A 25,621-nucleotide genomic window follows, 5' to 3' on the forward strand; every position below is an offset into this window, starting at 1 on the left:
ATTAAATTGTTACATTCTCGTCTTTTGGCAATCGTACTTCAAATATCGTTCTAACTACATTGCTTTCAGCAGAAATCGTACCGTTATGCTGCTCGACAATATTTTTAGCAATGAATAATCCAAGTCCCGTCCCGCCACGGTTCTCTGACCTTGCTTTATCACCTGTATAAAACATATCAAAAAGATACGGTAAATCTTCTTCCGGAATGCTATCTCCGTAATTCATAATTTGTACGACAACTTCTCCATTATCAACATACCCGTTCATATCAACAAATTGCCCATCATATCCGTAACGTACGGCATTTGTTAACAAGTTTTCAAATACTCTAGCTAGCAATTTTCCATCACCGTGCATCGGTAAATGAGGATCCACATTCAATCTTGCTTCTAAATGATGTTTTTCTAATAACGGATACAATTCCTCCTCTAGCTGTATAAGCAACTCACTTATATCAATCGGCTTTTTATCCAGCTTTAGCATGCCATAATTCATACGTGTAATTTCGAATAGCTCATCAATTAAACTTTCCAGTCTTTGCGATTTTGTATATGCAATTGTGGAGAAATGTTTAATTTGTTCTTTTGTTAAATTTTCATCTTTAAGAATTAAATCTAAATATCCTAACACGGATGTTAACGGTGTTCTTAAATCATGAGCTAAATTCACAACGAGCTGATCTTTACTACTTTCAGCAAAATCTCCTCTTTCCACCGCTTCTTTTAACTTTTCACTCGCAACATTTATTTCATGTGCGATATCTCCAAACTCATCGTTTGATGAAATACGCACTTCATTTGAAAAATCTCCGTTCGCCAAATGATGAATCCCGCTTGAAATCTCATCAAAGTATTTTAAGTATGGTTTAGTAAGGAAGAAGAAAAACATAATGGATAGCGGGATGAAAAGAATTAAAAAGAAATTAACATCCCCAATTTGTTTTATCATGAACCGCACTTGCGCTAACGGATCCTCATAACGAACGACTAATTTGTAATAAATCCGTAACCCTTGATAAATGATATACGTTACGCCACCAGCAAATATCATACTTAACGCAAATAGCATAACCATCTTCGAACGAAAACTTCTCATCTTTTTAGCCATTGAAAGTATACCCTACTCCCCACACTGTTTTTATTAACTTGTCCTTTCTTTTATCTTCTCCAAGTTTTTTCCTCAATGTACGAATATGTACCATAACTGTATTTCCGCCTTCATAATAATCATCCGCCCATACTTGCTGAAAAATATTTTCCACATTGTACACTTTCTTCGGATGGCTCGCTAATAAATATAAAATATCAAACTCTTTCGGTGTTAATTCAACTTGTTCTCCGTACACATTTACCGTTCTTCGCTCCGGATCAATAACGACTCCGCCTACCTCTAAAGCTGATTTATTCTCCGCTACTTTCGGCTGATTTAACGTAAGAAATCGGCGTAATTGTGCATTTACACGTGCAACTAATTCAATCGGTGTAAAAGGCTTCGTCATATAATCATCTGCGCCTAATACTAAACCTGTCACCTTATCAAAATCAGACGTTTTCGCACTTAAGAAAATGATTGGCATATGATGCTTCGCACGAATTTGGCGCGTCACTTCATACCCATCCATTTTCGGCATCATAATATCTAAAACCACTAAATCGATTGGCTGCGTTTCAATAACATGAATTGCCTCTTCTCCATCAGCTGCTTTCACGACGTGGTACCCTTCTTTTTCTAAATGTATCTCAATTAAATCAGCAATTTCTGCCTCATCATCCGCTATTAAAATTGAAATGCGCTTCATTTTACTCCCCCTTTACCCCGCTATTTGCGGGCAGTAAGACTCCCACCTCAAAATTCGGGTGAATCAAAGAAGTTAGGTGGAAGATCAACTGCCCATAAAAGCCCGATTGGTTCAACTAATAATCAGTGGGGATGCCCCACTGATTAAAGTTTCACTTTATACGCTCGATTGTAAACTAGTCTATCCAATTTGTACAATAAGAAAAGGCTACTCACGGGAGTAACCTTAGTAAATAAAATTATATCGACCGTAACTCAAATTATATTAGCGATTATTGAAATATATCGACTTACCGACAATTAACGACGAAATTCGCCCGCTATTTTAAAGACTCAATTTACCGCTCCAAAGCAAGCCGCTGCTTCGTAATCTCCGCCAGCCTTCCGCGATCTACTTCATACTCAGCTTCAACACTTTGCGGCACCATCACTTTCCCGCTCTCAAGCATCACTTCCGGCGAAATAATATCCCTCTCCCAGTGCCTACTAGAAGCAGATATATCACCTGGAATCGTAAAGTTCGGCAGTGAAGCAAGGGCAACATTTTGCGCTCGTGAAATCCCCATCTCTACCATACCGCCGCACCAAACTGATATGTTATGCTCCATGCAATAATTATGGATTTGAACCGATTCTGTTAATCCGCCCACTCGCCCTGGTTTAATGTTCACAATTTGGCAGCTACCAAGGGTAATCGCAACGCGTGCATCTTCTAAACTATGAATACTTTCATCTAAACAAATGGGCGTTTCAATTTTCTTTTGCAACTCCGCGTGATCAAGAAAATCATAATCGGCTAACGGTTGTTCAATCATCATTAATTGGAATTCATCTAGTCGTTTCAGCCTCTCCGTATCCCCTAATGTATATGCTGAATTTGCATCTGCCATTAGCGGGATATACGGAAACTCTTTTCGAATCTCTTTCAATAATTCGTAATCATGCTCTGGCTTTATTTTCACTTTAAAACGCTCGTATCCTTCTTCTGCATACTTCTCGATTTGTTTTAACATAACTGGAATCGTATTAAGGCCAATTACAACGCCGACTTCAATTTCATCACTAGTTCCGCCAAGTACTGTCGCTAGCGATTTCTTTTGGCGCTTCGCATATAAATCCCAAACAGCCCCCTCTATTCCGGCCTTTGCCATTCGGTTTCTCTTTATATGTTTGAACAAACCAGGTACTTCATTCGGATGAGAAATCTCCGCCTTTAATAAATCCGGTAATAAAAAATCTTGAAGTACATGTAGCGCTGTCTTCACTGTTTCTTCCGTGTACCACGGTTCAGAAAACGCAACGACTTCGCCAAATCCAATGTATCCGTCCGTATCTTCTAATTCAATAACGATACTTTCACGCTTTTTATACGTCCCGTAGCTTGCAGCAAACGGGATTACGAGTGGCATTTCCGTTATATGTAGCGTCGCTTTTTTTATTTCCACCTACATCTCCTCCACTAATTGTCTTAACTCTCGTCTTAACAATTTTTTCGAAGCGTTTCGTGGTAATTCCTCTAAGAAACATGCTTTTTTCGGCACTTTATATTTCGCTAATTTCTCCTCGCAAAAATGAAGAATTTCTTCTTCTGTTACTTCTCCATTTTTTACAACAAAAGCAGCCGGTACTTGTCCCCATTTATCGTCAGTCATCCCGACCACACCTGCTTCCGCAACCATCGGATGAGAAAGCAACACTTCTTCAATTTGAGCCGGATATATATTCTCTCCGCCAGAAATAATTAAATCACTGCGTCGATCTAATACGTATAAAAATCCTTCTTCGTCTAAATAACCGAGGTCACCAGTATGAAGCCATCCGTTTTGAATTGTTTCGCGCGTCGCATCTTCGCGGTTAAAATAACCGCCTGTTACGTTTGGTCCTTTTACTACGATCTCACCTTCCGCAAATGGCGACACTACTACGCCATCTTTTTCAATACGGAGTTGGCACTGAAATAGTGGTTTTCCGGCTGATCCTACTTTCGTTAACATGTAATCAGCTGATAACGTACAAATTTGTGAAGACGTTTCTGTCATACCGTACGTTTGATATACAGGAATTCCTTTATCTACACACGTTTCTAATAGTGGTTTCGGCGCTGGTCCTCCACCAAGTAACATGCATCTTAAAGAAGATGGGTATGCCCCTTCTCCAAGTCTCTCTAATAAATCAGTCAACATTTTAGAAACGACAGAAATAATCGTAACGCCTCTCGTTTGAAGTGCTTTATGAATAAAATCAGCATCATATTTCGGAACGAGTAAAATGCGCATGCCATACATAATATTTTTCATTAAAAGAGATAGCCCGCCAACGTGGAACATCGGCATACAAGCTAACCAGCAATCGTCATCACGAAGGCCTAAGTTAAGCGCAGAGCCAACCGCGCTTGACCAGTGATTCCCGTACGTTAAAATAACGCCTTTCGGTTTCCCTGTCGTCCCAGACGTATAAATAATTGTCATCGCTTCTTCTAAAGAAAACTCTTCTTGTATAGAGGCTTCCTCTTTTGGTCCATTCATCACTTCGGCGAATGAATATACAGGAATATCTTTAGCCTCAAAATCTTGATCCGTCACTAAACAAATAACTTCAGCATCATCCATTTGCCAAAGTAGCTCTTCTCTTGAAAGACGCGTATTTAAAAGCACAGCTACTGCACCTACGTAAGATAGGGCGTGAATAACTGTAATCATCTCCATACCATTTTTCATCAGAACAGCCACCTTTTGCCCACGCTTCACTCCAACATGCGTGAGGTGTTCACAAACAGATACTACTTTTTCATGCAGCTGCATAAAAGTAACTTTCTCTTCCTCTATTTCAATTGCAGTGCGATCTGGTGTTAAAAATGCACGTTGCATTAACCAATTTGGCATCGTCTCCATCATTCATTCTCCTTTCATGAAAGAAAGAGACTTGATATGACATCAAGTCTCTTAGTTGTTTTGTTTCCGGTTAATCTCATCTAGTTACAGCGGCTAGAACAGTCGGTCGTTTCACGCCTTCCTACGAGGCAAAAAGCGCCTCTTCGTCAGGAGTTCCAACGCCCTCTTGTTCTAAGCAAGCTGCTTCCGCTTTTGGTTTCATCTAGCTACAGCAGCTAGAATGTTCGGTGGCTTCACTTCTTCCTACGAGGCAAAAAGCGCCTCTACGTCAGAAGCTCCATCCCCCTCACATTCTGAACGAGCTACTTTCGCTTTTGGTTACATCTAGCTGCGCCTCCTAGCCCCTTCCGTCTAAGAACCTTCCGCACGAGAAAGTAAAAAACACTTTCTGTGCGAAAGAACCTTAGCCAGCGGGGCTAAGCAGTCGGCTCCGCTTTTGGTTTGATCACGGGAAACGAGGGAATTGACCGAAGTCCGGACTGCGTTTTTCTTTGAATGCGTCGCGACCTTCTTTTGCTTCGTCAGTTGTGTAGTACAATAACGTTGCATCTCCAGCTAGTTGTTGAATACCAGCTAGACCGTCTGTGTCTGCGTTGAATGCAGCTTTTAGGAAGCGAAGTGCCATTGGGCTGTTTGCTAAAATTTCTTCTGCCCATTGTACTGTTTCTGCTTCAAGTTGTTCTAATGGTACTACTGTGTTTACTAAGCCCATATCAAGCGCTTCTTGTGCGTTATATTGGCGGCATAGGTACCAAATTTCGCGAGCTTTCTTGTGTCCTACCATACGAGCTAAGTAACCAGCTCCGTATCCACCGTCAAAGCTTCCTACTTTAGGACCTGTTTGTCCAAATACAGCATTGTCTGCAGCGATTGTTAAATCACATACGATATGAAGTACGTGTCCTCCACCGATTGCATAACCTGCTACCATTGCGATAACTGGTTTAGGAATTGCGCGAATTAGACGTTGTAAATCTAATACATTTAAACGAGGGATTTGGTCGTCACCTACATATCCACCATGACCGCGAACTTTTTGGTCGCCGCCAGAACAGAATGCACGTCCACCTTCACCTGTTAAAATGATAACGCCAACATTTGCATCATCACGAGCATGTGCAAAAGCGTCGATTAACTCCATTACCGTTTTAGGACGGAATGCGTTATGTACTTCAGGGCGGTTAATCGAAATCTTTGCGATACCATTGTATGTTGAATAAATAATATCTTCGTAATTGCCTTCTTTTACCCATTCAATAGCCATTACAACTACCTCCTTGTATATTTCTGATCTCCTCTATAAGTGTAACTTCATTCTTAACTGAAAAAAGCATCACTGCATAGTTTTTAGAAATCCCTTTACTATTGTATCAAACTTTTCCGGTTGTTCCACATGAATTGCATGGCCAGCACCATCAATTTTGACAAATTTCGCGTCAGAGACGCATTTTTCGATGTTTTTTAATATGCGAAAGAACTTTTCATCATGCTCCCCGTTCATTAAAAGAACAGGCATTTTTAAGTTTTGCAGCTCATTCCACCAAGAAGGCTGAGCCCCTGTTCCCATGCCGCGCAAGCTATTTGCGAGCCCTTTTGGATTGTTAGCAAGTCTTTCTTTTCGCACTGCTTCTTGTACGTTTTGTTCTAAACTTTTTTGCCTTTCAAATAGCGGAATATTTTCCCACATTGTTACAAAACTTTCGATGCCTTCTCGCTCAATTTTGTGAGCAAGTCGCTCATCTTTTTCACAGCGTTCTTCCCGCTCATCTTCCCTTTCAAGCCCAGCTGTACAATTTTCTAATAAAAGAGAATGTACATATTCTGGATATAGACATGCCATCGTAATTGCCAGTCTACCGCCCATTGAATAGCCGAGTATGTGCGCTTTTTCAATATGAAGATAATCTAGTAGTTCTTTCATTTGCAATGCTACATTTCGAATATCATAATGCGTCACATCTTCAGGGCTTTCTGTTTTTCCGTGCCCAACAATGTCTACTAAAATGACTTGAAATTGCTCGCTCCAAGAAGGAACGAAAGAACGCCACGTTTCCATGCTTCCCGTAAAACCATGAAGAAGTAGAAGTGGTTCCCCGCTTCCGACTACTTCATATTCATACGATACACCTTGCAGTGTTACGTTCATTTTGATTCACCTTGCAACGATGCAGTAATTACGTCCTGCGTTTTTGCCCATAATTTACGATGCAATGTTAAGTTTTCATCACGGTTCGTACAAATTTCTACAACGTGTAAACCTTCCGCCCTTGTTCCTTTTTGTACCTCTTCTCGGAATTGCTCCCAACCATTTACACGACTAAATGAACCGCCATACATTTTGACAACATGTTCATAATCAAGCCCAATCGGTGTTCCAAATAACGATTCGAAGTGTTCCTTTTTCTCATATTGTGGTAAGAATGAGAAAATACCGCCACCATCATTATTTACAACGACAATCGTTATATTTAATTCGTGTAATTTTGCTGCTAACAGTCCATTTAAATCGTGATAAAATGATAAATCACCAATCACTAATACAAGTGGGTCACAAATAACGCTCGCTCCTAGAGCTGTCGAAATGATTCCATCAATACCATTTACACCGCGGTTTGCCATCACATGGATGTTTTTATCCGATGTGAAGAAGAATGAGTCTGTATCACGAATTGGCATACTATTGCTCGCAAATAATGTTGCGTCTTCTGGTAATACGCGCACAATATCTGTAATAACCTTTCCTTCAAATGCAGTTTCATATGTTTCCATTTCACGAAGCGTTTCCTTCGTTTTTTCGTTTATATGTTGCCACATTCGGAACCAATCATTCTTTTTCATAACTGGCATTTTTTCTATTAATGCCTTGCAGAATTCAATGTCACTTGCTTGCACAACTTCTGTCGCAACAAGAGCTGGGTCTCTCCATTGTCCTGATTCATCGACAACGATATGAACTGCTTTCGTTTGTTTTTTTATGAACTGCGTTAACGATTTAGAAACAGGCATACCACCAAAGCGAATTAAAACATCCGGTTTCCATGTTTCTTTTAACTGTTCATTTCGTAAAAATGTATCATAACAGTCAATTACCATCGTTTTATCGTGGTGTCCGCTACGAATATTAGAAAGTGGGTCTGCTAATATAGGATAGCCAGTTTTTTCAGCTAATTCTACCGCAAACATTGCGATTTCTGCATGACTATCATCTCCACAAATAATAAGCCCCTTTTCCATATGTGAAAGGCGCCCTACAAGAGAATCTACATATTCACTCGGCATCACCGCGTTTCCTTGTTGAACTACTCCTGTATATTCACTACGTCCTTTATCCCATAAGCTTTCTAGTGAGAAATCAGGTATAAGTGGCTCGCGAACTGGAAAATTAAGATGAACAGGACCCTGCGGCGCTAAACAAGCATTTGCTATCGTGCGCTGCGTCGTCATACGAGCATAATGATACATCGTTTCACTTGCTTCTGGCAGTGCCATCTCTGTAAATTGTTTCACAAAAGTACCGTATAAATTAAATTGATTCATCGCTTGTGGTGCACCGACATCTCTTAATTCATGCGGCCTATCTGCCGTTAAGACGATAAGCGGCACTCGTGAATGGAAAGCTTCACATACAGCTGGATAGTAGTTCGCTGCTGCCGTTCCTGACGTACATAATAATGCAACCGGACGTTTTTTCGCTTTTGCGATACCGAGCGCAAAAAATCCTGCAGATCTTTCATCTACATGTAAATATGTGTTCATTCCTTCGTGTTGTTCCATTAGTAGAGCAATCGGCGTTGACCGTGAGCCTGGACTAATGACAACATCACATACATTTAGACGCGTCAGTTCATCCACGAACGCGCCTAAATAATATGATAATGCTTCTATATGATTGTTCATTTCATTAATTCCTCCAAAGCACCAAGCATCGGTCTAAACTTCAAACTTGTTTCTTCATATTCAAGTTGCGGTACTGAATCAATTACAATCCCGCAACCGGCAAATAAGGATGCCTTCTCGCCATTTAATAATCCGCAGCGAAGTGCAACCGCAAATTCACCATTTCCTTCATCATCTATCCAGCCAATCGGTGCACCATATAATCCTCTATCTAGCAATTCAACATCACGAATTAATTTCATCGCTTCTAAACGAGGTGTCCCGCCAAGAGCTGGTGTTGGATGTAATTCTTCTACCATCGTTAAAAGACTCGCATCGCCTTTTGCCTCTACAGGCGTATATAAATGAATTAAATTTTTCGTTGTTAATAAACCTGGACTTTCTGGAATATTAACGTATTCGCAGTGCTCATTTAATACCGACCTGATCATGTTCACAACATAACCGTGTTCAGCTAAATTCTTTTCATCATGAAGAAGCGCATCACTATTTCGCTTACTTTCTTCTATAGATTGACCATGACCAGTTGAACCAGCAAGACACATTGAAGTAAACTTCTCATCTTCTTTGCGAATTAATCTCTCTGGCGTCGCTCCTAAGAAGCATGCTCCTTTATAATCAAAAGAAAATACGTAACAATCCGGTTGCCCAATGCGAAGTGCTTCTAAAACAAGCGCAGAATCAATATGATGATCCATCTCTACTTTTAGCTCCCTCGCTAATACAACCTTCTGCACGTTCCCCTGCTTCATCTCATCTTGCACTTTCTCAATAGCCTTCATCCAGCCTTTCGGATCCACTTCTACTTTAGAAGTAACTGTTAATTTCGATCCTTGTAGTGCACATTTACTCTTCTCAAAAATTTTCTCTTCTAAAGAAACAATTTCGTTATAAAGAGTTTCTGCACAATCTGTTGCTGAAACGAATGTATTCATTGTTAACCATGCTTTTTCATTTTTTACAGTTAATAAAAATGCTGGTAGTGAAAATGTCGTATCATCAAATTCTTTCCATAAATCTGTTTTCTCTTTTTCTTGGTCAAATGAAAACCCGCCAAATAAAAGAGGACCTGTTCCAAATTCGTATTTTTCCCTTTGTACAAATGCTTTCTCTTTTACTTTATCCCACTCGTCACGAGCAGTTTGAAAGCGTTTGTGAGAAGCAGTTGCTATAGTGAAAACAGAACCAATTCCAGCAAATATTACATGCTGAGCTGGGTCTGCAAAATAACATCTATTTTCGAATGCAATCCTTTTTCCTGCTGCATAAAACAGAAGCGGATCCATCCAGTCTATTTGTTTTACGAAGCTCACCAATATTTTTTCATCAGTTGCACGCTTAATGGCCGCACTTAGAACTTCTTGCAAGCCTATTTGTTTCGTTTGAATCACAATTGTCTCCCCCCTATGGGCGAAAAATAGTCATAATTACGCTTGATTTTAAGATACACCTCAAACGAAAGGCCTGTCAACGTTTAGCATTTCTGAGAAATTCACCTTCTCTTCCTAGAAAATAAACGTTGACACTAAATGATGCTTTTTCTACACTTAGTTGTGTACAATATGTGACCAAAGGAGGATTCAACATGGAAATGAACGTCAAAACGAATTCCTCTCCTACGGCGCCAAAGCCAAGTAAGCAAACAGGCTGGCGCATTTGGTGGAGTTTACTACGTCCCCATACATTAACAGCAGCTTTCGTTCCTGTTTTCATCGGAACAGCCTATGCAATGCAGGTCGGAGGTATAAATCAAATACATCTCCCTCTTTTCCTTATAATGCTTCTTGCTTGTCTTCTCATTCAGGCAGCAACAAACATGTTTAATGAATACTTTGATTATAAAAGAGGGCTCGATCACGAAGGTTCAGTCGGTATCGGCGGCGCTATCGTTCGCGATGGCATTCAGCCAAAAACAGTGCTTAACTTAGCATTTGGATTTTTCGGCATCGCAATACTATTAGGTGTTTATATTTGTATGAATTCTAGCTGGTGGCTTGCTGCAATCGGTCTTGTTTGTATGGCCGTTGCTTACCTTTATACAGGCGGCCCACTTCCCATTGCGTATACACCATTTGGAGAGTTAACAGCCGGATTGTTTATGGGTGTCATTATTATCGGGATTTCATTCTTTATTCAAACTGGGGCTGTAACATCGGAAGTCATTTTACTATCTATTCCAAGCTCCATTTTAATTGGTGCCATTTTACTAGCGAATAACATCCGTGACTTAGATGACGATAAAGAAAACGGTCGTAAAACGTTAGCCATTCTCGTTGGACGTGAAAGAGCCGTTGGTGTACTCGCTTCTATGTTCATCGTTTCCTATATTTGGACAATTGCTTTAATTATCGTGGGCATCGTATCACCATGGATGCTTATCGTATTTTTAAGTGCACCGAAAGCATTTAAAGCGACGAAAGGCTTTATCGGCAAAAGCATTCCAATGGAAATGGTACCTGCGATGATAGCAACAGCAAAAACAAACACAATCTTCGGTCTCCTCATGGGAATCGGATTATTACTTGGATATTTCCTTTAAAAGGAGCTGCTAATGTGGCTCCTTTTTCATATACCAATTTCAGCTCATAATTCCTCCTCGCAACGCTCATACTATGTAAAGAAACTGAATTGTAGGAAGGTGGACGACTATGTTAACTCCACAACAAATAAATCAATTTAAATCTGTTTTAGAAAAGCAAAAACAAGAACTAGAGCAAACGATACAAACACATGAAAATGAAGATCGTGCATCTGAACGTGATTCCGTTGGGGAATTATCTAGCTACGATAATCATCCAGCTGATATGGCAACAGAGCTATATGAACGTGAAAAAGACTTCGGGCTTATTGAACTTTGGCATAAACAACTAGCGGATACGAAACATGCCCTGCAAAAAATAGAAGCAGGTACGTACGGCATTTGCGAAGTGTCTGGCGAAGAAATTCCATTTGAAAGATTGGAAGCAATGCCGACTGCTACAACATGCATCCAGCACGCGACAAATAAGTTAAATATGAATACACGACCAGTTGAAGAAGAAGTGTTATCCCCTTCTTTTCACAAGCATGATGAGGATCATTCTGTTGAGTACGATGCGGAAGATGCGTGGCAAGATGTCGCAAATTACGGAACGTCTGAAACACCGTCCGATTTAGAAAGACAAGATTCAAAAAACTATAATGGCATGTACGTGAATAGTGAAGAAAACGTAGGCTACGTGGAGGATTTTGAAAACTTTATCGGTACGGATATGTACGGGAAAAACCCACAAGTTTTCGCTACAGAAGAGCATGAAGAATATGAACAAATGCTTGATGATTTTGAAGAACGTACCTTCAAAGGTGAATTATCTTCAAATGAGTCGAGCTCCAAAGAATAAAAAAAAGCATTCCGAAAATCGGAATGCTTTTTATCGCTAGCTAATTAGTTTTTTGTAACGTTAGCAGCTTGTGGTCCACGGTTACCTTCAACGATTTCGAAAGAAACTTCTTGACCTTCTTCTAAAGTTTTGAATCCGTCACCTTGGATAGCTGAGAAGTGAACGAATACATCGTCTCCACCTTCAACTTCGATGAAACCGAAACCTTTTTCGCTGTTAAACCATTTAACTTTACCTGTTTGCATGTCATGTACCTCCTAAATAAAAATGAAACTATGAATCCACATGAAAAGGTGGATATAAAGGACATGAATGTATAACAAGCTTACAGCCTTTAATTCAACGTGCTTTATTTCCGTACCACATTATGTAGCTCAATAGTGATTTCACTATATCACGCTATATCCAAAACGTCAAATGAGAACACTTTCATTCCACCATTTTTTTATAATTTTAATATAATGTTGAATTTCCATATTCATATTTTATCCCGCCATTTGCGGACAGCTCAATTGGTGGGAGCTGATAATCAGTTTCGATACTCCCACTTTATTTAAAAATTAACAAAACTAAAGTATTCTAATCCTGTTAAATTCTGTACAATATAAGTATCTATTACATACGAGGTGAAAAAAAATGAGAGCACACGAAATCGAGTATAAGTTATACGGCGATGATATGCAGTTTGTTGAAATTGAGTTAGATCCAGAAGAAAGCGTGATCGCAGAAGCTGGCGCAATGATGATGATGGAAGATTACATAGAAATGGAAACAATCTTCGGTGATGGTTCTGGCCCATCTGGAGGTTTATTCGGAAAATTAATGGGCGCTGGTAAGCGTCTCGTTACAGGTGAAAGCATGTTTATGACTGTATTTACAAATACAGGTCACGGCAAGCGCCACGTATCATTTGCTGCCCCTTATCCAGGTAAAATTATTCCTGTAGATTTAACAGAATATCAAGGAAAAGTAGTTTGTCAAAAAGATGCATTTCTTTGTGCAGCAAAAGGCGTTTCTATCGGAATCGAGTTTACGAAAAAAATCGGAACTGGTTTCTTCGGCGGTGAAGGTTTCATCATGCAAAAACTCGAAGGTGATGGACTTGCTTTCATGCATGCAGGCGGAACTGTATATAAGCGTGAACTAAAACCTGGTGAAAAACTTCGCATCGATACAGGCTGTCTCGTTGCCATGACAAAAGACGTTAACTACGACGTCGAGTTCGTTGGAAAAGTAAAAACAGCTCTATTTGGCGGTGAGGGTTTATTCTTCGCAACGTTAGAAGGACCTGGAACAGTTTGGATTCAGTCCTTAACACTTAGCCGCTTAGCAGCACGCCTGACAAGCCCAGCAGCGCAAGGCAGCGGTGAAGGTAGTGTATTAGGTGGACTTGGTCGTTTATTAGATGGGAAAGAGTAAACTGTGCCCTTATGTGGGCATGGCAATCAACTAATAAAATAATAAAATTAAAACACCCTTGCTTGCAGTAATTGAAGTGAAAGGGTGTTTTAATTTACGTCTACAAACGAGAAAAAGCAGTTAAAATAAAGTAATAAGGTTTACTTCAGGAAAATAAGGTATATTATATTTGTTGAATAGATTCTCTTTAGAGACAAGAAAAGTAGGTGAACAAAGTGGGAAAATATCAATTGGATTCCAAAAGTCAGGTAGCTGTGGCAAAGTTTCATGAAAAACAGAAGCCTGCCAAATTTGATAAAAAGCAGCAACTTGAAAGATTGCGTACGGAGTATTTGAAAAAGAAGCAAAAACAAACAGATAAATAATATGTTTTATTTTCCGAATTTTTTCTGTATGTAACGCAAACAAACACAAGAAAATAGGTAAGTTATTCATCATTCAAATATATACAGGCTATTTTTTCAAACCTCTTACTTATGCAACTAACGCATGCGTCAGTTCATTAAGAATAACTAAAAAAGTCGATTCCTTGAGATGAAAAAGAGTAAACAGTGCCCTTATCAGGCACTGTTTTATTTTGACATTATAATTTCCTCCACTGATTTAGGTAAGCGATACAAGCTATTCCCCACCTCCAAAAGAATGAATCAAGTTCCTCACCGCATATATTAAACTATACCTTTTCTTAAGGAGGGCTACCTTAATGCGTACTCCTTTATCCTTTGATAAAGAAACTGCCATACTGTTAGCTTCTTGTTGTGAGTTAACGTATGAACAATATAAACAAAATGGTATTTTCGAAATACCAGATGGTTTTCAATATGTACAAGGTTTTCAAGGAAAGGCCATTCAAACAACAGAATGGTTCGGATTTATATTAGAATCTGAGGATACAATTATCGTTGCCTTCAGAGGCACTCAAACAGATCCAGATTGGATTATTGATTCTCTCGTCAATCAAAAACCTTATCCTTATGCTTTAAATGGCGGAAATGTCCATAACGGTTTTCTCTCTATTTATGAGTCTTGTCGTGATTCTATTATGGATATGCTCGTATCATTGCCAGCACATAAAAAACTGCTAGCTACTGGGCATAGTCTAGGTGGCGCGCTTGCCACATTACACATATTAGATGCACGTATAAATACTGCCTTCGCACAGTATGGACTTTATACATTCGCTTCTCCAAAAGTAGGAGATATCGCTTTTCGAAATTATTATAAACTACAAGTAGCTAGTAGCTTTCGTTTCGTCAATTTGTTCGATGTCGTTCCACTTCTCCCTCCCCGAAATATAAATTTTAATGATCATGATTGGGAGTATGCACACGTCCATCACAACATGACATTTACAAAAAACACAAAATCCATTACAAATAATCATTCCATTACAACATACAAAACATGTCTGACTTCTCATTTTTAACCAGTAAACAATTGGAAATAAAATATTCGTATACTATAATAATGTATGAAGTTATTTTTGGATGAGGGGACCTTACATGTTAAAATTTATCTTAGCATTTTTTCTTATTGTAATTTTTACGGTTACAGGTTTCTTTACATTTTCATACTTTGCGACAGGAGAGTATGATGGGGCAGGTATCATATATACCACTGTTCCATTTCTTTCTTAAGCAAAATAAATAAAACGAGCTTAATTTTATTAAGCACGTTTTATTTATTAATATCCATTTCTGTTGGTAAATCGATAATATATCTCCCAATATAGCAACCTCTTTAAAACTGTTTAACTGTATTACCAATACCCCAAATTTCATTACTGTACTGCAAAATCGTTCGATCGCTCGCAAAATGACCAGACTGTGCAATATTTAAAATCGACATTTCTAGCCACTTCGTTCGGTTCTCATAAGCTCTACCGACAGCTTCTTGTCTTTCAGCATATGGACCAAAATCTCGCAGAACAAAATATTCATCATTTTGAATAACGAGAGAATCGTAAATTGCTTCAAATTCGGCTCCCGACTGTGCAAAGAAACCATTCGTTAACTGATCTACTACCTTTTTAATGTGCCCATTGTGATGATAATAATCACTTGCACGATATCCACCATTTTGATAGTAATGAAGAACTTCTTCGGCCGTTAAACCGAAAATGAAACAGTTATCATCACCGACCCGGTCTTTTATTTCAACGTTAGCACCGTCTAGCGTTCCGAGTGTAATCGCACCATTCATCATAAATTTCATATTACCTGTTCCCGATGCTTCTTTACTCGCCGTTGAAATTTGTTCACTTACATCCGCTGCCGGGAATATATCTTCCGCTAAAGAAACTCGATAGTTTTCTAGAAAGATAACTTTCATATATTGACTGACATACGGGTCATTATTTACTTTTCTTGCGAGTTCATTTATTAATTTAATAATTTTTTTCGCGTAATAATAGCCAGGTGATGCTTTCGCTCCAAAAATAAAAGTACGCGGATAAAATGTAAAACTAGCATCCTCTTTCAAACGGTTATACAAATATAAAATATGCAGAACATTTAATAATTGTCGTTTATAAGCATGTAATCTTTTCACTTGCACATCAAAAATAGAATTTGGATCAATGGTAATCCCCATTGTATTATGAATACGCTCCGCTAAAATCTCTTTACGCTCTTGTTTTACCTCTGCAAATTTCTCTTGGAAACTCGCATCATATTGAACTAATTGTAGCTCTTGAAGCTTAATCGGTTCTTTCTTCCACTCTGTTCCAATCGCCTCTGAAATGAGATTTGTTAACTGTGGATTTGCTTTCATAAGCCAGCGCCTATGAGCAATTCCATTCGTCTTATTATTAAACTTATCTGGATAAAATTCATAAAACAATCGCATTTCCCGCTGCTTTAATATTTCCGTATGAATTTTCGCTACACCATTTACGCTATGGCTACCGACAATCGCTAAATGAGCCATTTTCACAAGGTCATGTGCAATAATTGCCATTGCTTCAATACGATCCCACTCATACGGATACTGTTCCCAAAGTTCATGACAGAAACGTTCATTAATCTCTTCAATAATCATATAAATTCTCGGTAATAACGGTTTAAAAATGTGAATTGGCCACTTTTCGAGCGCTTCTGATAACGTTGTATGATTCGTATAAGAAATCGTCTGCGTCGTTATGTGCCAAGCTTCTTCCCATGCTAACTTTTCTTCGTCTAGTAAAATACGCATCAGTTCCGGAATTGCTAAAACTGGATGTGTATCGTTAATATGGATCGCAATTTTTTCATGTAGTTGACGAAGGTCACCATATCTTTCTCTATGCATTCGAACGATATTTTGCAAACTTGCTGATACGAGGAAATACTGTTGTTTTAAACGAAGTATTTTTCCCTCATCATGCGTATCATCTGGATATAAAAACTCCGATACAGCCTCTGTTTCGCGCTTATATTTCAAAATATCTTTGCAGTTTTGCGGGAAAGGAACTGGTTCAGCATTCCAAAGTCTAAGTGTATTTACAGTACTCGTCTCATAGCCAACTACCGGCACATCATATGGCACGGCCATAATGACTTCTGCATTTGTATGCCTAAACTCTAAACGCCCGTCAATTTCTAGCGGTTCAACACTGCCGAAATAACTTACTTCTACAGCTTGATCATGCCTTCTTACTTCCCATACGTTTTCATGAAGAAGCCACTGTTCTGGAAATTCAACTTGATAACCATCAACAATTTTCTGATCAAACAAACCATGTTTATAACGAATTCCACAGCCGTGTCCTGGCAAGTTTAAAGAGGCAAGTGAATCGAGAAAACAGGCTGCTAAGCGTCCAAGCCCACCATTACCAAGGCCTGCATCTGCTTCCACTTCTTCTAACTCTTGTAACGAAATCCCTAGTTCAGATAACCCCTGCTCGCATACATCTCGAATACCTAAATTCAAGATGTTACTTCCAAGCAAACGTCCAAGCAAAAACTCAATAGACAAGTAATACATTTGCTTTTGCTCTCCGGATCGATAACTCTCGTTCGTTGCAATCCATTGACTATTCATATACTCACGTACCATATGGCCGAGCGTATTATATTGATCACGAGTTGTAGAATCTTTAAAACTTTTACCATACATCGTCTCTAACTTTTCTAGAAAAGTTGATTTAAAACTTTCAACATGAGTAAACATTTTTTCACCACCTACATGTTATTCCATGAGACTTTTATACAATTCCTTATAAGCAAGAGCCGATTGCTCCCAGCTATAATCTTCAGTCATCGCTTGTTTTACAAGCTGCTCCCACACTGGTTTATCGTGATAGAATTCAATCGCACGCTGAATCGTATGCAGCATGTCATGTGCATTAAAGTTCATGAAACTGAAACCATTTCCTTCGCCTGTTTCTTCATCATAAGAATGTACCGTATCGTTTAATCCACCTGTTTCTCTTACAATTGGAATCGTACCGTACGCTAATGCGATAAGTTGTCCAAGTCCACACGGTTCAAACAGTGATGGCATTAAAAACAAATCGCTTCCCGCATACACTTGGTGAGCTAATTCTTCATTAAATCCGATATAAACTTTTACCTTCTCCGGATACTCATATGCCATCCACTCAAAGAATTGCTCATATTCCGAATCACCTGAACCTAAAATAATACATTGTACATCTTCTTCCATTATTTCGTGGAATACAGTACGTACTAAATCAAGACCTTTTTGCTTCGTTAATCTCGTTACCATTGAAATAATTGGTGTATCCTCTTTTTCTGGCAAACCAAAATAACGCTGCAAAGCGCGTTTATTTTCACTCTTTTCATATAATGAATCTGCATCATACTGCGCCTTAATATACGAATCCGTTTCTGGATTATATACGCTGGTATCAATGCCATTTACAATGCCGCTAAGCTTATCATTATATTTTCGCAGTAATCCATCTAACTTCTCACCAAAAAATTCATATTGAATTTCTTCCTTATACGTCGGGCTCACCGCTGTAATTTGATCCGAAGCGATAATACCGCCTTTCATAAAGTTCACATTCCCATAAAACTCTAGCTGCTCACTATGAAAATATTCATCACCAAGCTCTAACAAGTCGTACATCACTTCAGGAGGAAATACTCCTTGGAACTGCAAGTTGTGAATTGTATATACCGTTTTAATACGCTCATATAACGGGTTATCTTGATACTTTTCACGAAGTAAGAAATTAACCATAGCCGTATGCCAATCGTGGCTATGAAGAACATCCACTTCAAAATCAAGGTGCGGAATACACTCTAACACCGCTTTTGAGAAATAAGAAAAACGCTCTCCGTCATCATAATGACCATACAGAGAATCTCTCTTAAAATAATATTCATTATCTATTAAGTAATACGTAATTCCGTCTTGCTCACCTTTTAAAATTCCACAATATTGATTTCTCCACCCGAGCGGGACATTAATTACTTTATGTAACGTACATCCATCCCTTAACTTTGGCGGAATAAGACTATAATTCGGGAGTATAATGCGAACGTCCACCCCTAATTTTTTTAGCTCTTTTGGGAGCGCACCTGCTACATCAGCTAAGCCTCCCGATTTAACAAATGGTACACATTCTGATACTGCAAATAAAATATTCACTTGTTGTCCCACTGCACGAAAAGCTTATACTACTTCCCTTGCAGCTTCCTCCCTTCGAGTTTTCATTTGAATTAAAACTTTAATCAGTGGAGGAAGACCCCCACTGATTCTTTTAAGAATAACTATTAATCGTACTGTTTTGAACGCTTCCTTTTTCTACAACGTATGGCTCATCAGCGTTTCCTTTTAGTACAACACCGTCACCAATTTTCACGTCTTTATCAATAATAACACCGTCTATTATACAGTTATCTCCAATTTGGCTCTTTTGCATAATAATACTGTTACGAACAATGGAACCTTTTCCAATTTTAACAGAACGGGAGATAACACTATTTTCTACTTCGCCTTCAATAATACTGCCGTTTGCAATCATTGTATTTTTCACGGCTGCACCTTTTAAGTAACGAGTTGGTGGTTCATCTTTTACTTTCGTAAAGATCGGTGCTTCTTTCTTAAATACTTGCTTCCAAATAGCAGGTTGCAAAATTTCTAAGCTATGTTTATAGTAACTTTCAATCGAATCAATAATCGCTACATATCCTGTATGCTCATAAGTAGCAATATGCAGTGATTTTCCGCGCTTTTCTCTCACCACATCGAATAAGCTATATTGCTCCAAATCTTTATATGACTCAAATAAATCTAACAATAATTTTTTCTTTAACACGTATGTTTGAAGCGAAACCCCTTCATGGCAAACTTCCGTAATATCAGCTGCCGTATGTATATGTCGCTCTAACACCGCCTGGAAATTCAATGCTGTTACGAGATGGCTATTCGTAATAACGACGTATTCTTCTCTAGCTCTTAGAAAATAATCAATATGTCTTCTAAAATGTGCAAAAGATCCAAATTCATCTTGGTCACATTGGCAATTTGGTGGGAATAAAAACAGTCCGTCTCTTTTTCTATCTAAATCCCACTGCTTTCCTGAACCAACATGGTCCATTAACGAGCGGTTTTTATGACTTGTAAAAACTGCCACACTATGAATATTAGAATTCACCATATTTGAAAGCATGAAATCAATGAGTCGATAACGGCCCCCAAACGGTAACGCCGCTAGTGAACGATGCCCTGTTACTTTCTTTAAGGAAGGAAAACTTCCCGTTGCATTAATAATTCCTAACATTTTTTCTCCCATTCATTTCATCCCCCTTTTCTATTTCCCTTCAGCAATGAGTACTACATCGTCAACATTTTTTTCCGGACGAATAATTGTTCCATCTTCAATAACCATTTCCGATCCAACAATTGCTCTTTCAATCACAACATTTTTTCCAATCTTTGCTCCTGGCATAACGACAGAATCAATAACCATACTACCTTCTTCTACCGTCACCCCTTGGAATAATACAGAATGCTTCACGTCCCCTTCAATGACGCATCCTTCGTTAATAAGTGATTCTTCTACTTTTGCCTGCTCTGCAATATATTGAGGTGGCTCATTTGGATTTACAGAATAAATACGCCAATTACGATCGTTTAAATTCAGTGATGTTTCATCGCGCAGTAAATCCATATTCGCTTCCCATAAGCTCTTAACCGTCCCAACATCTTTCCAATATCCTTCAAACGGATACGCCATCAACTTCTTCCCTTCATCTAATAAAAGCGGAAGTACATCTTTTCCGAAATCATTACTAGATTCAGGATTTCTTGCATCCATCTCTAAATACTCTTTCAAAATTGACCAATTAAAAATATAGATTCCCATTGATGCAAGATTACTTCTTGGAAATTGCGGTTTCTCTTCAAACTCAACAATCTCCATTTCTTCATTTGTATTCATAATGCCAAAGCGACTCGCTTCATCCCAAGGTACTTCAATAACAGAAATGGAAACATCCGCTTCCTTCTCAATATGATAATCTAGCATTTTACTGTAATCCATTTTATAAATATGGTCGCCCGATAAAATAAGAACGTACTCTGGTTCGTACTGACTTAAATAGTTTAAGTTTTGATAAATGGCACTTGCCGTACCTGTGTACCACTTCACACCTGAAGACTCCGCATAAGGAGGTAACACTGTGACTCCACCGCTTACTCGGTCTAAATCCCACGCATTGCCGATTCCGATATAATTATGAAGTTCAAGTGGTTGATATTGCGTTAAAATCCCAACCGTTTCAATACCAGAATTCGCACAGTTACTTAGCGTAAAATCGATAATGCGATATTTACCACCAAATGGAACAGCTGGCTTGGCTAAATTTTTTGTTAATGCACTTAATCGACTACCTTTTCCCCCTGCTAGTAACATTGCTACGCACTTTTGTTTTTGAGCCATCTTGTTTTTTGCTCCCCTTTCTCGTCTTCACTGGTCGTAATATGGATACGCCAAATGGTGGAATTGTAATTTCTACATGTGCTGCTTGATTATGATACGGTTCTTGAATTGCTTTCAGACGTTTCTTATTTACTTGCCCTGACCCGCCATATTGCTGTGCATCACTGTTTAAAATCTCGTTATAATACTCGAAATCTGGTACACCTACTTTATAGTTTTCATATGTAGCTTTCGTAAAATTACATACGATAACTAACGCATCTTCTTGTTTATCTCCTTGGCGGATAAACGAGAAAATACTTTGCTCGTTATTATTAGCATCAATCCACTGAAAACCTTCAGGCGAATGATCAAGCTGCCAAAGTGGTTTTGAGCGCTTATACAATGCTATGAGCTCTTTAAAGTAATCATGCATATAACGATGCATTTCAAAATCATGTAAATTCCAATCTAAATCTTCAAGGTCTTTCCACTCATCAAACTGCCCGAATTCTCCTCCCATGAAAAGTAATTTCTTTCCTGGGTGAGTAAAGAAATATCCATATAATAAACGAAGCTGAGCAAACTTATCCCAGTAATCACCTGGCATTTTATTTAATAACGACTTTTTCCCATGAACGACTTCATCATGAGAAAGGGGTAATATGAAGTTTTCAGAGTAAGCATATAGTAAAGAGAACGTCATTTTCTCATGAATATATTTTCTGTACTCTGGCGCACACTCCATATATTTCAGCACGTCATTCATCCAGCCCATATTCCATTTGTAATTGAATCCAAGCCCACCTTCATACGTTGGTGCTGTTACAAGTGGCCAAGCTGTTGAATCCTCTGCCGTCATAAGAAAATCTTCATCCTCTGCAAACACTGCTTCATTTAACTCCCGTAAAAATGACACAGCGTACTCATTACTTTGCTCTTGTCCTTCTTTATTCCAGTACAACATGTTCGCAACTGCATCTACTCTGAAACCATCAATATGGAAATATCTCATCCAAAATAACGCATTTGAAATTAAGAAATTACGTACCTCTCTCTTTCCTAAATCAAAATTGACAGTTCCCCATACTAGATTTTCTTGTACATCTTTATCTTTATATTCATAGGTCGGTGTGCCATCAAACAAATATAAACCGTGAGCATCTTTACAAAAATGCCCCGGTACCCAATCTAAAATGACACCGATTCCATATTTATGACATTCGTCGACAAAATACATTAAATCATGCGGTGTACCAAATCTACTCGTCGCTGCATAATATCCCGTTCCTTGATATCCCCAAGAACGATCATATGGATGCTCAACAAGCGGCATAATTTCAATATGTGTAAATTGATGTTCCACCACATACGGAATGAGTTCTTCTGCCATTTCCCTGTAAGAATATAGTGTTCCATCTTCTTTCTTTTTCCAAGAACCGAAATGTAATTCATAAACTGTCATCGCTTCTTTATAAATCGGTTTTTTCTTTTTCTTACGATTCCAGTTTTTATCATTCCATTCATATCCTTTTATATCAAAAACTACAGATGCCGTATTCGGTCTTACTTCTGCATATATAGCATACGGATCTGCCTTTAAAATGACGTCACCAGCCAACGTTTCAATCGCATATTTATATATTTCTCCTTCTTCAATATGCGGTATAAATAAGGACCAAATGCCTTCTTCTGTCACTTGTAGCATCTTATGTTGCTCATAATCCCACTTATTAAAATCTCCAACAACACTCATTGCTTTCGCATGAGGAGCCCACACTGTAAATCGTACCCCTTGAATCTCATCTTCCGTCACAACATGTGCGCCAAAGATGTTATAACTTTCATAGTACTTTTCTGTATGAAACTCATCTCGTTTCACTTCTTCACAATTTATTACACTCAATATGCTCACCTCACTTAGATGACAGAATTTTTTATACTTTAACTATTTCTGTGAAAAACTGCAATATCCTTGTTAATTTATAAAAAACATTCGTTTTTTTCTTAAAAATGTTAGTTTTTCTTCACATTTCCGTGTAAAATATCGAATTTTGACGAATATTCATTGAAAACGCTTTATTATTCTTCTATATTTTTACCAATTATTTTTTCTCAACCTTTATTTTATTATGTTTATCCTATTTTTCATGCTATTTTCCACTCAAAATCAAAATAAAATAATCTGTCATAAAAAATGTTTCTCAATATTTTTTGTCACAATGTTATTGAAATGCGAAATTTAATCCTGCTTTTGAAAAGCTACTTCCGACAAAGGGGTAACCGCAAAAGTAAATGAACCGAAACTAGAGACAGGTTTTGTTACAGTTGGCAGAGCTATTGATGACAAAAACTTTGCTGGATTAGATGGTGATTTCCCGTTCATTGATGTAACTTTCAAAGTAGAAAATGATGAATTTTATGAAGCAAACGCTCAATTAGAGTCACCAATTTTTGTTTACTGGAAACAAGGTGAATCAGAACCAAATAGAATGCGTGTACTTCAAGATCAAACATTCTCAGTCATGTCCTTAAATTCACTAGTAGAAGGAAATATTAAACCTGGTGCATTCTTAAATGAACGTGGCTATTTAGATGAAAAGTTCGATTATACAAAGCTTGGCGTAAAAGTATATGCGACTGATTCTTATCGTCATAAGTTTGAAGGCTCACTAGATAAATACGGATACTTCAAACTAAATGGACTTCCAGTTAATAAACGCGACTATAACTTATATGTAGAGGTGCCAGGACATTTAACAAGCCGCCTAACAACGAAACTTGGTACTGAAAAAGACGGTAAGCTGCTTGGCCAATATTATTATGCAAGACCTGACGAAAACCTTGCCGGCGATGTAAATGCTGATAAAGTAATCGATATTAAAGATGCTGAAATTATCGCTAGCAACTATGGTAAAAAAGGACTAACTGTAAAAGACGGAGACCTTAATAAAGATGGGATTGTCGATGAAAAAGATATTCGCTTCGTTGAAAAGAACTTCTTGAAAAAAGAGCTAGATGCATCTAAATCACAAACAGCTGCTGAAAAATCAAAAAGCGGTACACTGACAGATATTTTAAAGAAATTAGGATTAATGCCTAAAAAATAATAAAGTGAAACTTTAATCAGTCGAGGTTTTACTGCCCGGCAAATAGCGGAATAATAAAGAGCACTCTACGTAAAATAGAGTGCTCTTTTTCTATAAACGACCCTTATCCAGCAAAAGGGGTATATTGGGGATATACAAGGGAAACCGGAAAAGGAATTTATATTAAATTATATAAGTTCAGAGGTAAGAAGCAGTTTCCCACCTCTGAATTATTTAGTAATTATTATAGCACTGGTGCCATTGTTTCTTTTAATACTTTTACAGAATGAGCGAACTTCGCTTTTTCCTCTTCATTTAGCTCAAGTTCTACGATTTCACGTACACCTTCACGGTTAATTACAGCTGGAACACCTACGTAAGCATCTTTCTCGCCGTATTGACCTTCAAGGTATGCAGATACAGTTAATACGCTGTTCTCGTTGTTTAAAATTGCTTTAGTTACACGAAGTAGTGACATACCGATTCCGTAGTAAGTTGCACCTTTACGCTCGATGATATGGTAAGCTGCATCACGTACATTTTCAAAGATTTTATCTAAGTCTTCTTGTTTGTACTGTTCGTTATTAGCTAAAATTGTTTCTAGTTTTTGTACACCGATAGTAGCATGGCTCCATACTGGAAGTTCAGTGTCACCGTGTTCACCAACGATGTAAGCATGAACGTTACGTGGATCTACATTTAAGTAGTCACCTAACATGTAACGGAAACGAGCAGAGTCTAAAGTAGTACCAGAACCAATTACGCGCTCTTTTGGTAGACCAGATTCTTTCCAAGTTACGTAAGTTAAAATATCAACTGGGTTAGTTGCGATTAAGAAGATTCCATCGAATCCGCTATCCATAATACCGCGAACGATTTGTTTAAAGATCTTTGTATTTTTCTCAACTAGGTCTAAACGAGTTTCACCTGGCTTTTGTGGTAATCCAGCAGTGATAACTACTAAATCTGCATCTTTACAATCTGCATAGCTACCGCTCCAAACTTTTGTTGGTGATGGAGAGAATGGTACCGCATGGCTTAAGTCCATTGCTTCCCCTTCTGCTTTTGCTTCATTAACATCTACTAATACGAATTCTTCAGCTACACCTTGGTTGATCATTGAGTAAGCATAACTACAACCTACAGCTCCTGTTCCTACTAATACTACACGATTGATACCTTTTTTCATGGTAATTTCCCCTCTCTATTGTTCACATCTATTTTTTATGATTGTTTAAGTAATTAATTAAAATACTAATTTAATGTTGTTTAAC

Annotated in this window: 21 protein-coding genes and 1 pseudogene; 7 read left to right on the forward strand and 15 right to left on the reverse strand. The window is 38.2% G+C overall.

The window, feature by feature from the left end; translation table 11 throughout:
* Position 1: 1 nt before the first annotated feature.
* From AXW78_RS23415 to AXW78_RS23450, 8 genes are all read right to left on the reverse strand, one after another.
* Entirely contained in the window at positions 2–1,108 is a 1,107-nt protein-coding gene (locus AXW78_RS23415; protein ID WP_001085277.1) for a HAMP domain-containing sensor histidine kinase, read from the reverse strand.
* On the reverse strand, positions 1,101–1,799 hold the full coding sequence (locus tag AXW78_RS23420) for a response regulator transcription factor (protein WP_000822498.1): 699 nt from the start codon (positions 1,797–1,799) through the stop codon (positions 1,101–1,103). The genes AXW78_RS23415 and AXW78_RS23420 overlap by 8 nt, the downstream gene beginning before the upstream one ends.
* A 337-nt stretch (positions 1,800–2,136) precedes the next feature.
* Complete coding sequence (menC, locus tag AXW78_RS23425) at positions 2,137–3,243, reverse strand: o-succinylbenzoate synthase (protein WP_061884701.1); 1,107 nt, start codon at positions 3,241–3,243, stop codon at positions 2,137–2,139.
* Complete coding sequence (locus tag AXW78_RS23430; RefSeq protein WP_000449585.1) at positions 3,244–4,689, reverse strand: o-succinylbenzoate--CoA ligase; 1,446 nt, start codon at positions 4,687–4,689, stop codon at positions 3,244–3,246.
* Positions 4,690–5,134: 445 nt separating this feature from the next.
* On the reverse strand, positions 5,135–5,953 hold the full coding sequence (gene menB / locus AXW78_RS23435) for a 1,4-dihydroxy-2-naphthoyl-CoA synthase (RefSeq protein ID WP_000963875.1): 819 nt from the start codon (positions 5,951–5,953) through the stop codon (positions 5,135–5,137).
* A gap of 69 nt (positions 5,954–6,022) precedes the next feature.
* Positions 6,023–6,835 (reverse strand): 2-succinyl-6-hydroxy-2,4-cyclohexadiene-1-carboxylate synthase, encoded by an 813-nt coding sequence (menH, locus tag AXW78_RS23440; protein ID WP_001103374.1) that lies wholly within the window; start codon positions 6,833–6,835, stop codon positions 6,023–6,025.
* Positions 6,832–8,586, reverse strand: a complete 1,755-nt coding sequence (gene menD / locus AXW78_RS23445; protein WP_001059227.1) for a 2-succinyl-5-enolpyruvyl-6-hydroxy-3-cyclohexene-1-carboxylic-acid synthase — start codon at positions 8,584–8,586, stop codon at positions 6,832–6,834. Before menD ends, menH begins: the two co-directional genes overlap by 4 nt.
* The gene (locus AXW78_RS23450) at positions 8,583–9,977 is read right to left on the reverse strand and encodes an isochorismate synthase (protein ID WP_000616717.1); all 1,395 of its coding nucleotides are present in this window, start codon (positions 9,975–9,977) and stop codon (positions 8,583–8,585) included. The genes menD and AXW78_RS23450 overlap by 4 nt, the downstream gene beginning before the upstream one ends.
* A 194-nt stretch (positions 9,978–10,171) precedes the next feature.
* Here AXW78_RS23450 and AXW78_RS23455 point away from each other — a divergent pair, with 194 nt between their 5' ends.
* On the forward strand, positions 10,172–11,125 hold the full coding sequence (locus tag AXW78_RS23455) for a 1,4-dihydroxy-2-naphthoate polyprenyltransferase (RefSeq protein ID WP_061884702.1): 954 nt from the start codon (positions 10,172–10,174) through the stop codon (positions 11,123–11,125).
* Between the two features lie 109 nt (positions 11,126–11,234).
* Positions 11,235–11,966 (forward strand): yteA family sporulation protein, encoded by a 732-nt coding sequence (locus AXW78_RS23460; RefSeq protein ID WP_000957367.1) that lies wholly within the window; start codon positions 11,235–11,237, stop codon positions 11,964–11,966.
* 44 nt (positions 11,967–12,010) lie between these two features.
* On the opposite strand, the gene cspD is transcribed toward AXW78_RS23460, so the two are convergent.
* Entirely contained in the window at positions 12,011–12,211 is a 201-nt protein-coding gene (cspD, locus tag AXW78_RS23465; RefSeq protein ID WP_001193054.1) for a cold-shock protein CspD, read from the reverse strand.
* 391 nt (positions 12,212–12,602) lie between these two features.
* On the opposite strand from cspD, the gene AXW78_RS23470 reads away from it, so the two are divergent.
* From AXW78_RS23470 to AXW78_RS35300, 4 genes are all read left to right on the forward strand, one after another.
* Positions 12,603–13,385: a TIGR00266 family protein gene (locus AXW78_RS23470; protein WP_001201258.1), complete on the forward strand. Its 783-nt coding sequence runs from the start codon at positions 12,603–12,605 to the stop codon at positions 13,383–13,385.
* Positions 13,386–13,600: 215 nt separating this feature from the next.
* On the forward strand, positions 13,601–13,750 hold the full coding sequence (locus AXW78_RS34520) for a hypothetical protein (RefSeq protein WP_000521643.1): 150 nt from the start codon (positions 13,601–13,603) through the stop codon (positions 13,748–13,750).
* A gap of 338 nt (positions 13,751–14,088) precedes the next feature.
* Positions 14,089–14,811, forward strand: a complete 723-nt coding sequence (locus tag AXW78_RS23480) for a lipase family protein (RefSeq protein WP_001260134.1) — start codon at positions 14,089–14,091, stop codon at positions 14,809–14,811.
* A 76-nt stretch (positions 14,812–14,887) separates the two neighbouring features.
* Positions 14,888–15,022, forward strand: coding sequence for a hypothetical protein (locus tag AXW78_RS35300; RefSeq protein ID WP_000911085.1), 135 nt, complete (start codon positions 14,888–14,890; stop codon positions 15,020–15,022).
* Between the two features lie 103 nt (positions 15,023–15,125).
* Here the strand turns inward: AXW78_RS35300 and glgP are convergent, their stop codons facing one another.
* From glgP to glgB, 5 genes are all read right to left on the reverse strand, one after another.
* Positions 15,126–17,534: a glycogen phosphorylase gene (gene glgP / locus AXW78_RS23485; protein WP_061884703.1), complete on the reverse strand. Its 2,409-nt coding sequence runs from the start codon at positions 17,532–17,534 to the stop codon at positions 15,126–15,128.
* 18 nt (positions 17,535–17,552) lie between these two features.
* Positions 17,553–18,983 carry a glycogen synthase GlgA gene (gene glgA / locus AXW78_RS23490; RefSeq protein ID WP_002164217.1) on the reverse strand — a complete coding sequence of 477 codons (1,431 nt, stop codon included), beginning with the start codon at positions 18,981–18,983 and terminating at the stop codon, positions 17,553–17,555.
* 112 nt (positions 18,984–19,095) lie between these two features.
* The gene (glgD, locus tag AXW78_RS23495; protein ID WP_000504137.1) at positions 19,096–20,130 is read right to left on the reverse strand and encodes a glucose-1-phosphate adenylyltransferase subunit GlgD; all 1,035 of its coding nucleotides are present in this window, start codon (positions 20,128–20,130) and stop codon (positions 19,096–19,098) included.
* Between the two features lie 18 nt (positions 20,131–20,148).
* On the reverse strand, positions 20,149–21,279 hold the full coding sequence (glgC, locus tag AXW78_RS23500) for a glucose-1-phosphate adenylyltransferase (protein ID WP_000057616.1): 1,131 nt from the start codon (positions 21,277–21,279) through the stop codon (positions 20,149–20,151).
* Positions 21,227–23,164: a 1,4-alpha-glucan branching protein GlgB gene (glgB, locus tag AXW78_RS23505; protein WP_000111409.1), complete on the reverse strand. Its 1,938-nt coding sequence runs from the start codon at positions 23,162–23,164 to the stop codon at positions 21,227–21,229. Before glgB ends, glgC begins: the two co-directional genes overlap by 53 nt.
* A 326-nt stretch (positions 23,165–23,490) precedes the next feature.
* Between glgB and AXW78_RS33970 the strand changes: the two are divergent.
* Positions 23,491–24,368: pseudogene (locus AXW78_RS33970) on the forward strand (S8 family serine peptidase); the annotation flags it as partial.
* Between the two features lie 223 nt (positions 24,369–24,591).
* Here AXW78_RS33970 and AXW78_RS23515 read toward each other — a convergent pair.
* Positions 24,592–25,536, reverse strand: a complete 945-nt coding sequence (locus tag AXW78_RS23515) for an L-lactate dehydrogenase (protein WP_000715350.1) — start codon at positions 25,534–25,536, stop codon at positions 24,592–24,594.
* Between the last annotated feature and the right edge of the window lie 85 nt (positions 25,537–25,621).

It is taken from the genome of Bacillus thuringiensis, from assembly GCF_001595725.1.
Classification (GTDB): domain Bacteria; phylum Bacillota; class Bacilli; order Bacillales; family Bacillaceae_G; genus Bacillus_A; species Bacillus_A thuringiensis_K.

Excerpts from the sequence above, each read along its gene's own strand:
- AXW78_RS23415 (WP_001085277.1), bottom strand. The coding sequence starts at position 1,108 with ATGGCTAAAAAGATGAGAAGTTTTCGTTCGAAGATGGTTATGCTATTT.
- AXW78_RS23420 (WP_000822498.1), bottom strand. The coding sequence starts at position 1,799 with ATGAAGCGCATTTCAATTTTAATAGCGGATGATGAGGCAGAAATTGCT.
- AXW78_RS23430 (WP_000449585.1), bottom strand. The coding sequence starts at position 4,689 with ATGGAGACGATGCCAAATTGGTTAATGCAACGTGCATTTTTAACACCA.
- menB (WP_000963875.1), bottom strand. The coding sequence starts at position 5,953 with ATGGCTATTGAATGGGTAAAAGAAGGCAATTACGAAGATATTATTTAT.
- menH (WP_001103374.1), bottom strand. The coding sequence starts at position 6,835 with ATGAACGTAACACTGCAAGGTGTATCGTATGAATATGAAGTAGTCGGA.
- menD (WP_001059227.1), bottom strand. The coding sequence starts at position 8,586 with ATGAACAATCATATAGAAGCATTATCATATTATTTAGGCGCGTTCGTG.
- AXW78_RS23455 (WP_061884702.1), top strand. The coding sequence starts at position 10,172 with ATGGAAATGAACGTCAAAACGAATTCCTCTCCTACGGCGCCAAAGCCA.
- AXW78_RS23460 (WP_000957367.1), top strand. The coding sequence starts at position 11,235 with ATGTTAACTCCACAACAAATAAATCAATTTAAATCTGTTTTAGAAAAG.
- cspD (WP_001193054.1), bottom strand. The coding sequence starts at position 12,211 with ATGCAAACAGGTAAAGTTAAATGGTTTAACAGCGAAAAAGGTTTCGGT.
- AXW78_RS23470 (WP_001201258.1), top strand. The coding sequence starts at position 12,603 with ATGAGAGCACACGAAATCGAGTATAAGTTATACGGCGATGATATGCAG.
- AXW78_RS23480 (WP_001260134.1), top strand. The coding sequence starts at position 14,089 with ATGCGTACTCCTTTATCCTTTGATAAAGAAACTGCCATACTGTTAGCT.
- AXW78_RS35300 (WP_000911085.1), top strand. The coding sequence starts at position 14,888 with ATGTTAAAATTTATCTTAGCATTTTTTCTTATTGTAATTTTTACGGTT.
- glgP (WP_061884703.1), bottom strand. The coding sequence starts at position 17,534 with ATGTTTACTCATGTTGAAAGTTTTAAATCAACTTTTCTAGAAAAGTTA.
- glgD (WP_000504137.1), bottom strand. The coding sequence starts at position 20,130 with ATGGGAGAAAAAATGTTAGGAATTATTAATGCAACGGGAAGTTTTCCT.
- glgC (WP_000057616.1), bottom strand. The coding sequence starts at position 21,279 with ATGGCTCAAAAACAAAAGTGCGTAGCAATGTTACTAGCAGGGGGAAAA.
- AXW78_RS23515 (WP_000715350.1), bottom strand. The coding sequence starts at position 25,536 with ATGAAAAAAGGTATCAATCGTGTAGTATTAGTAGGAACAGGAGCTGTA.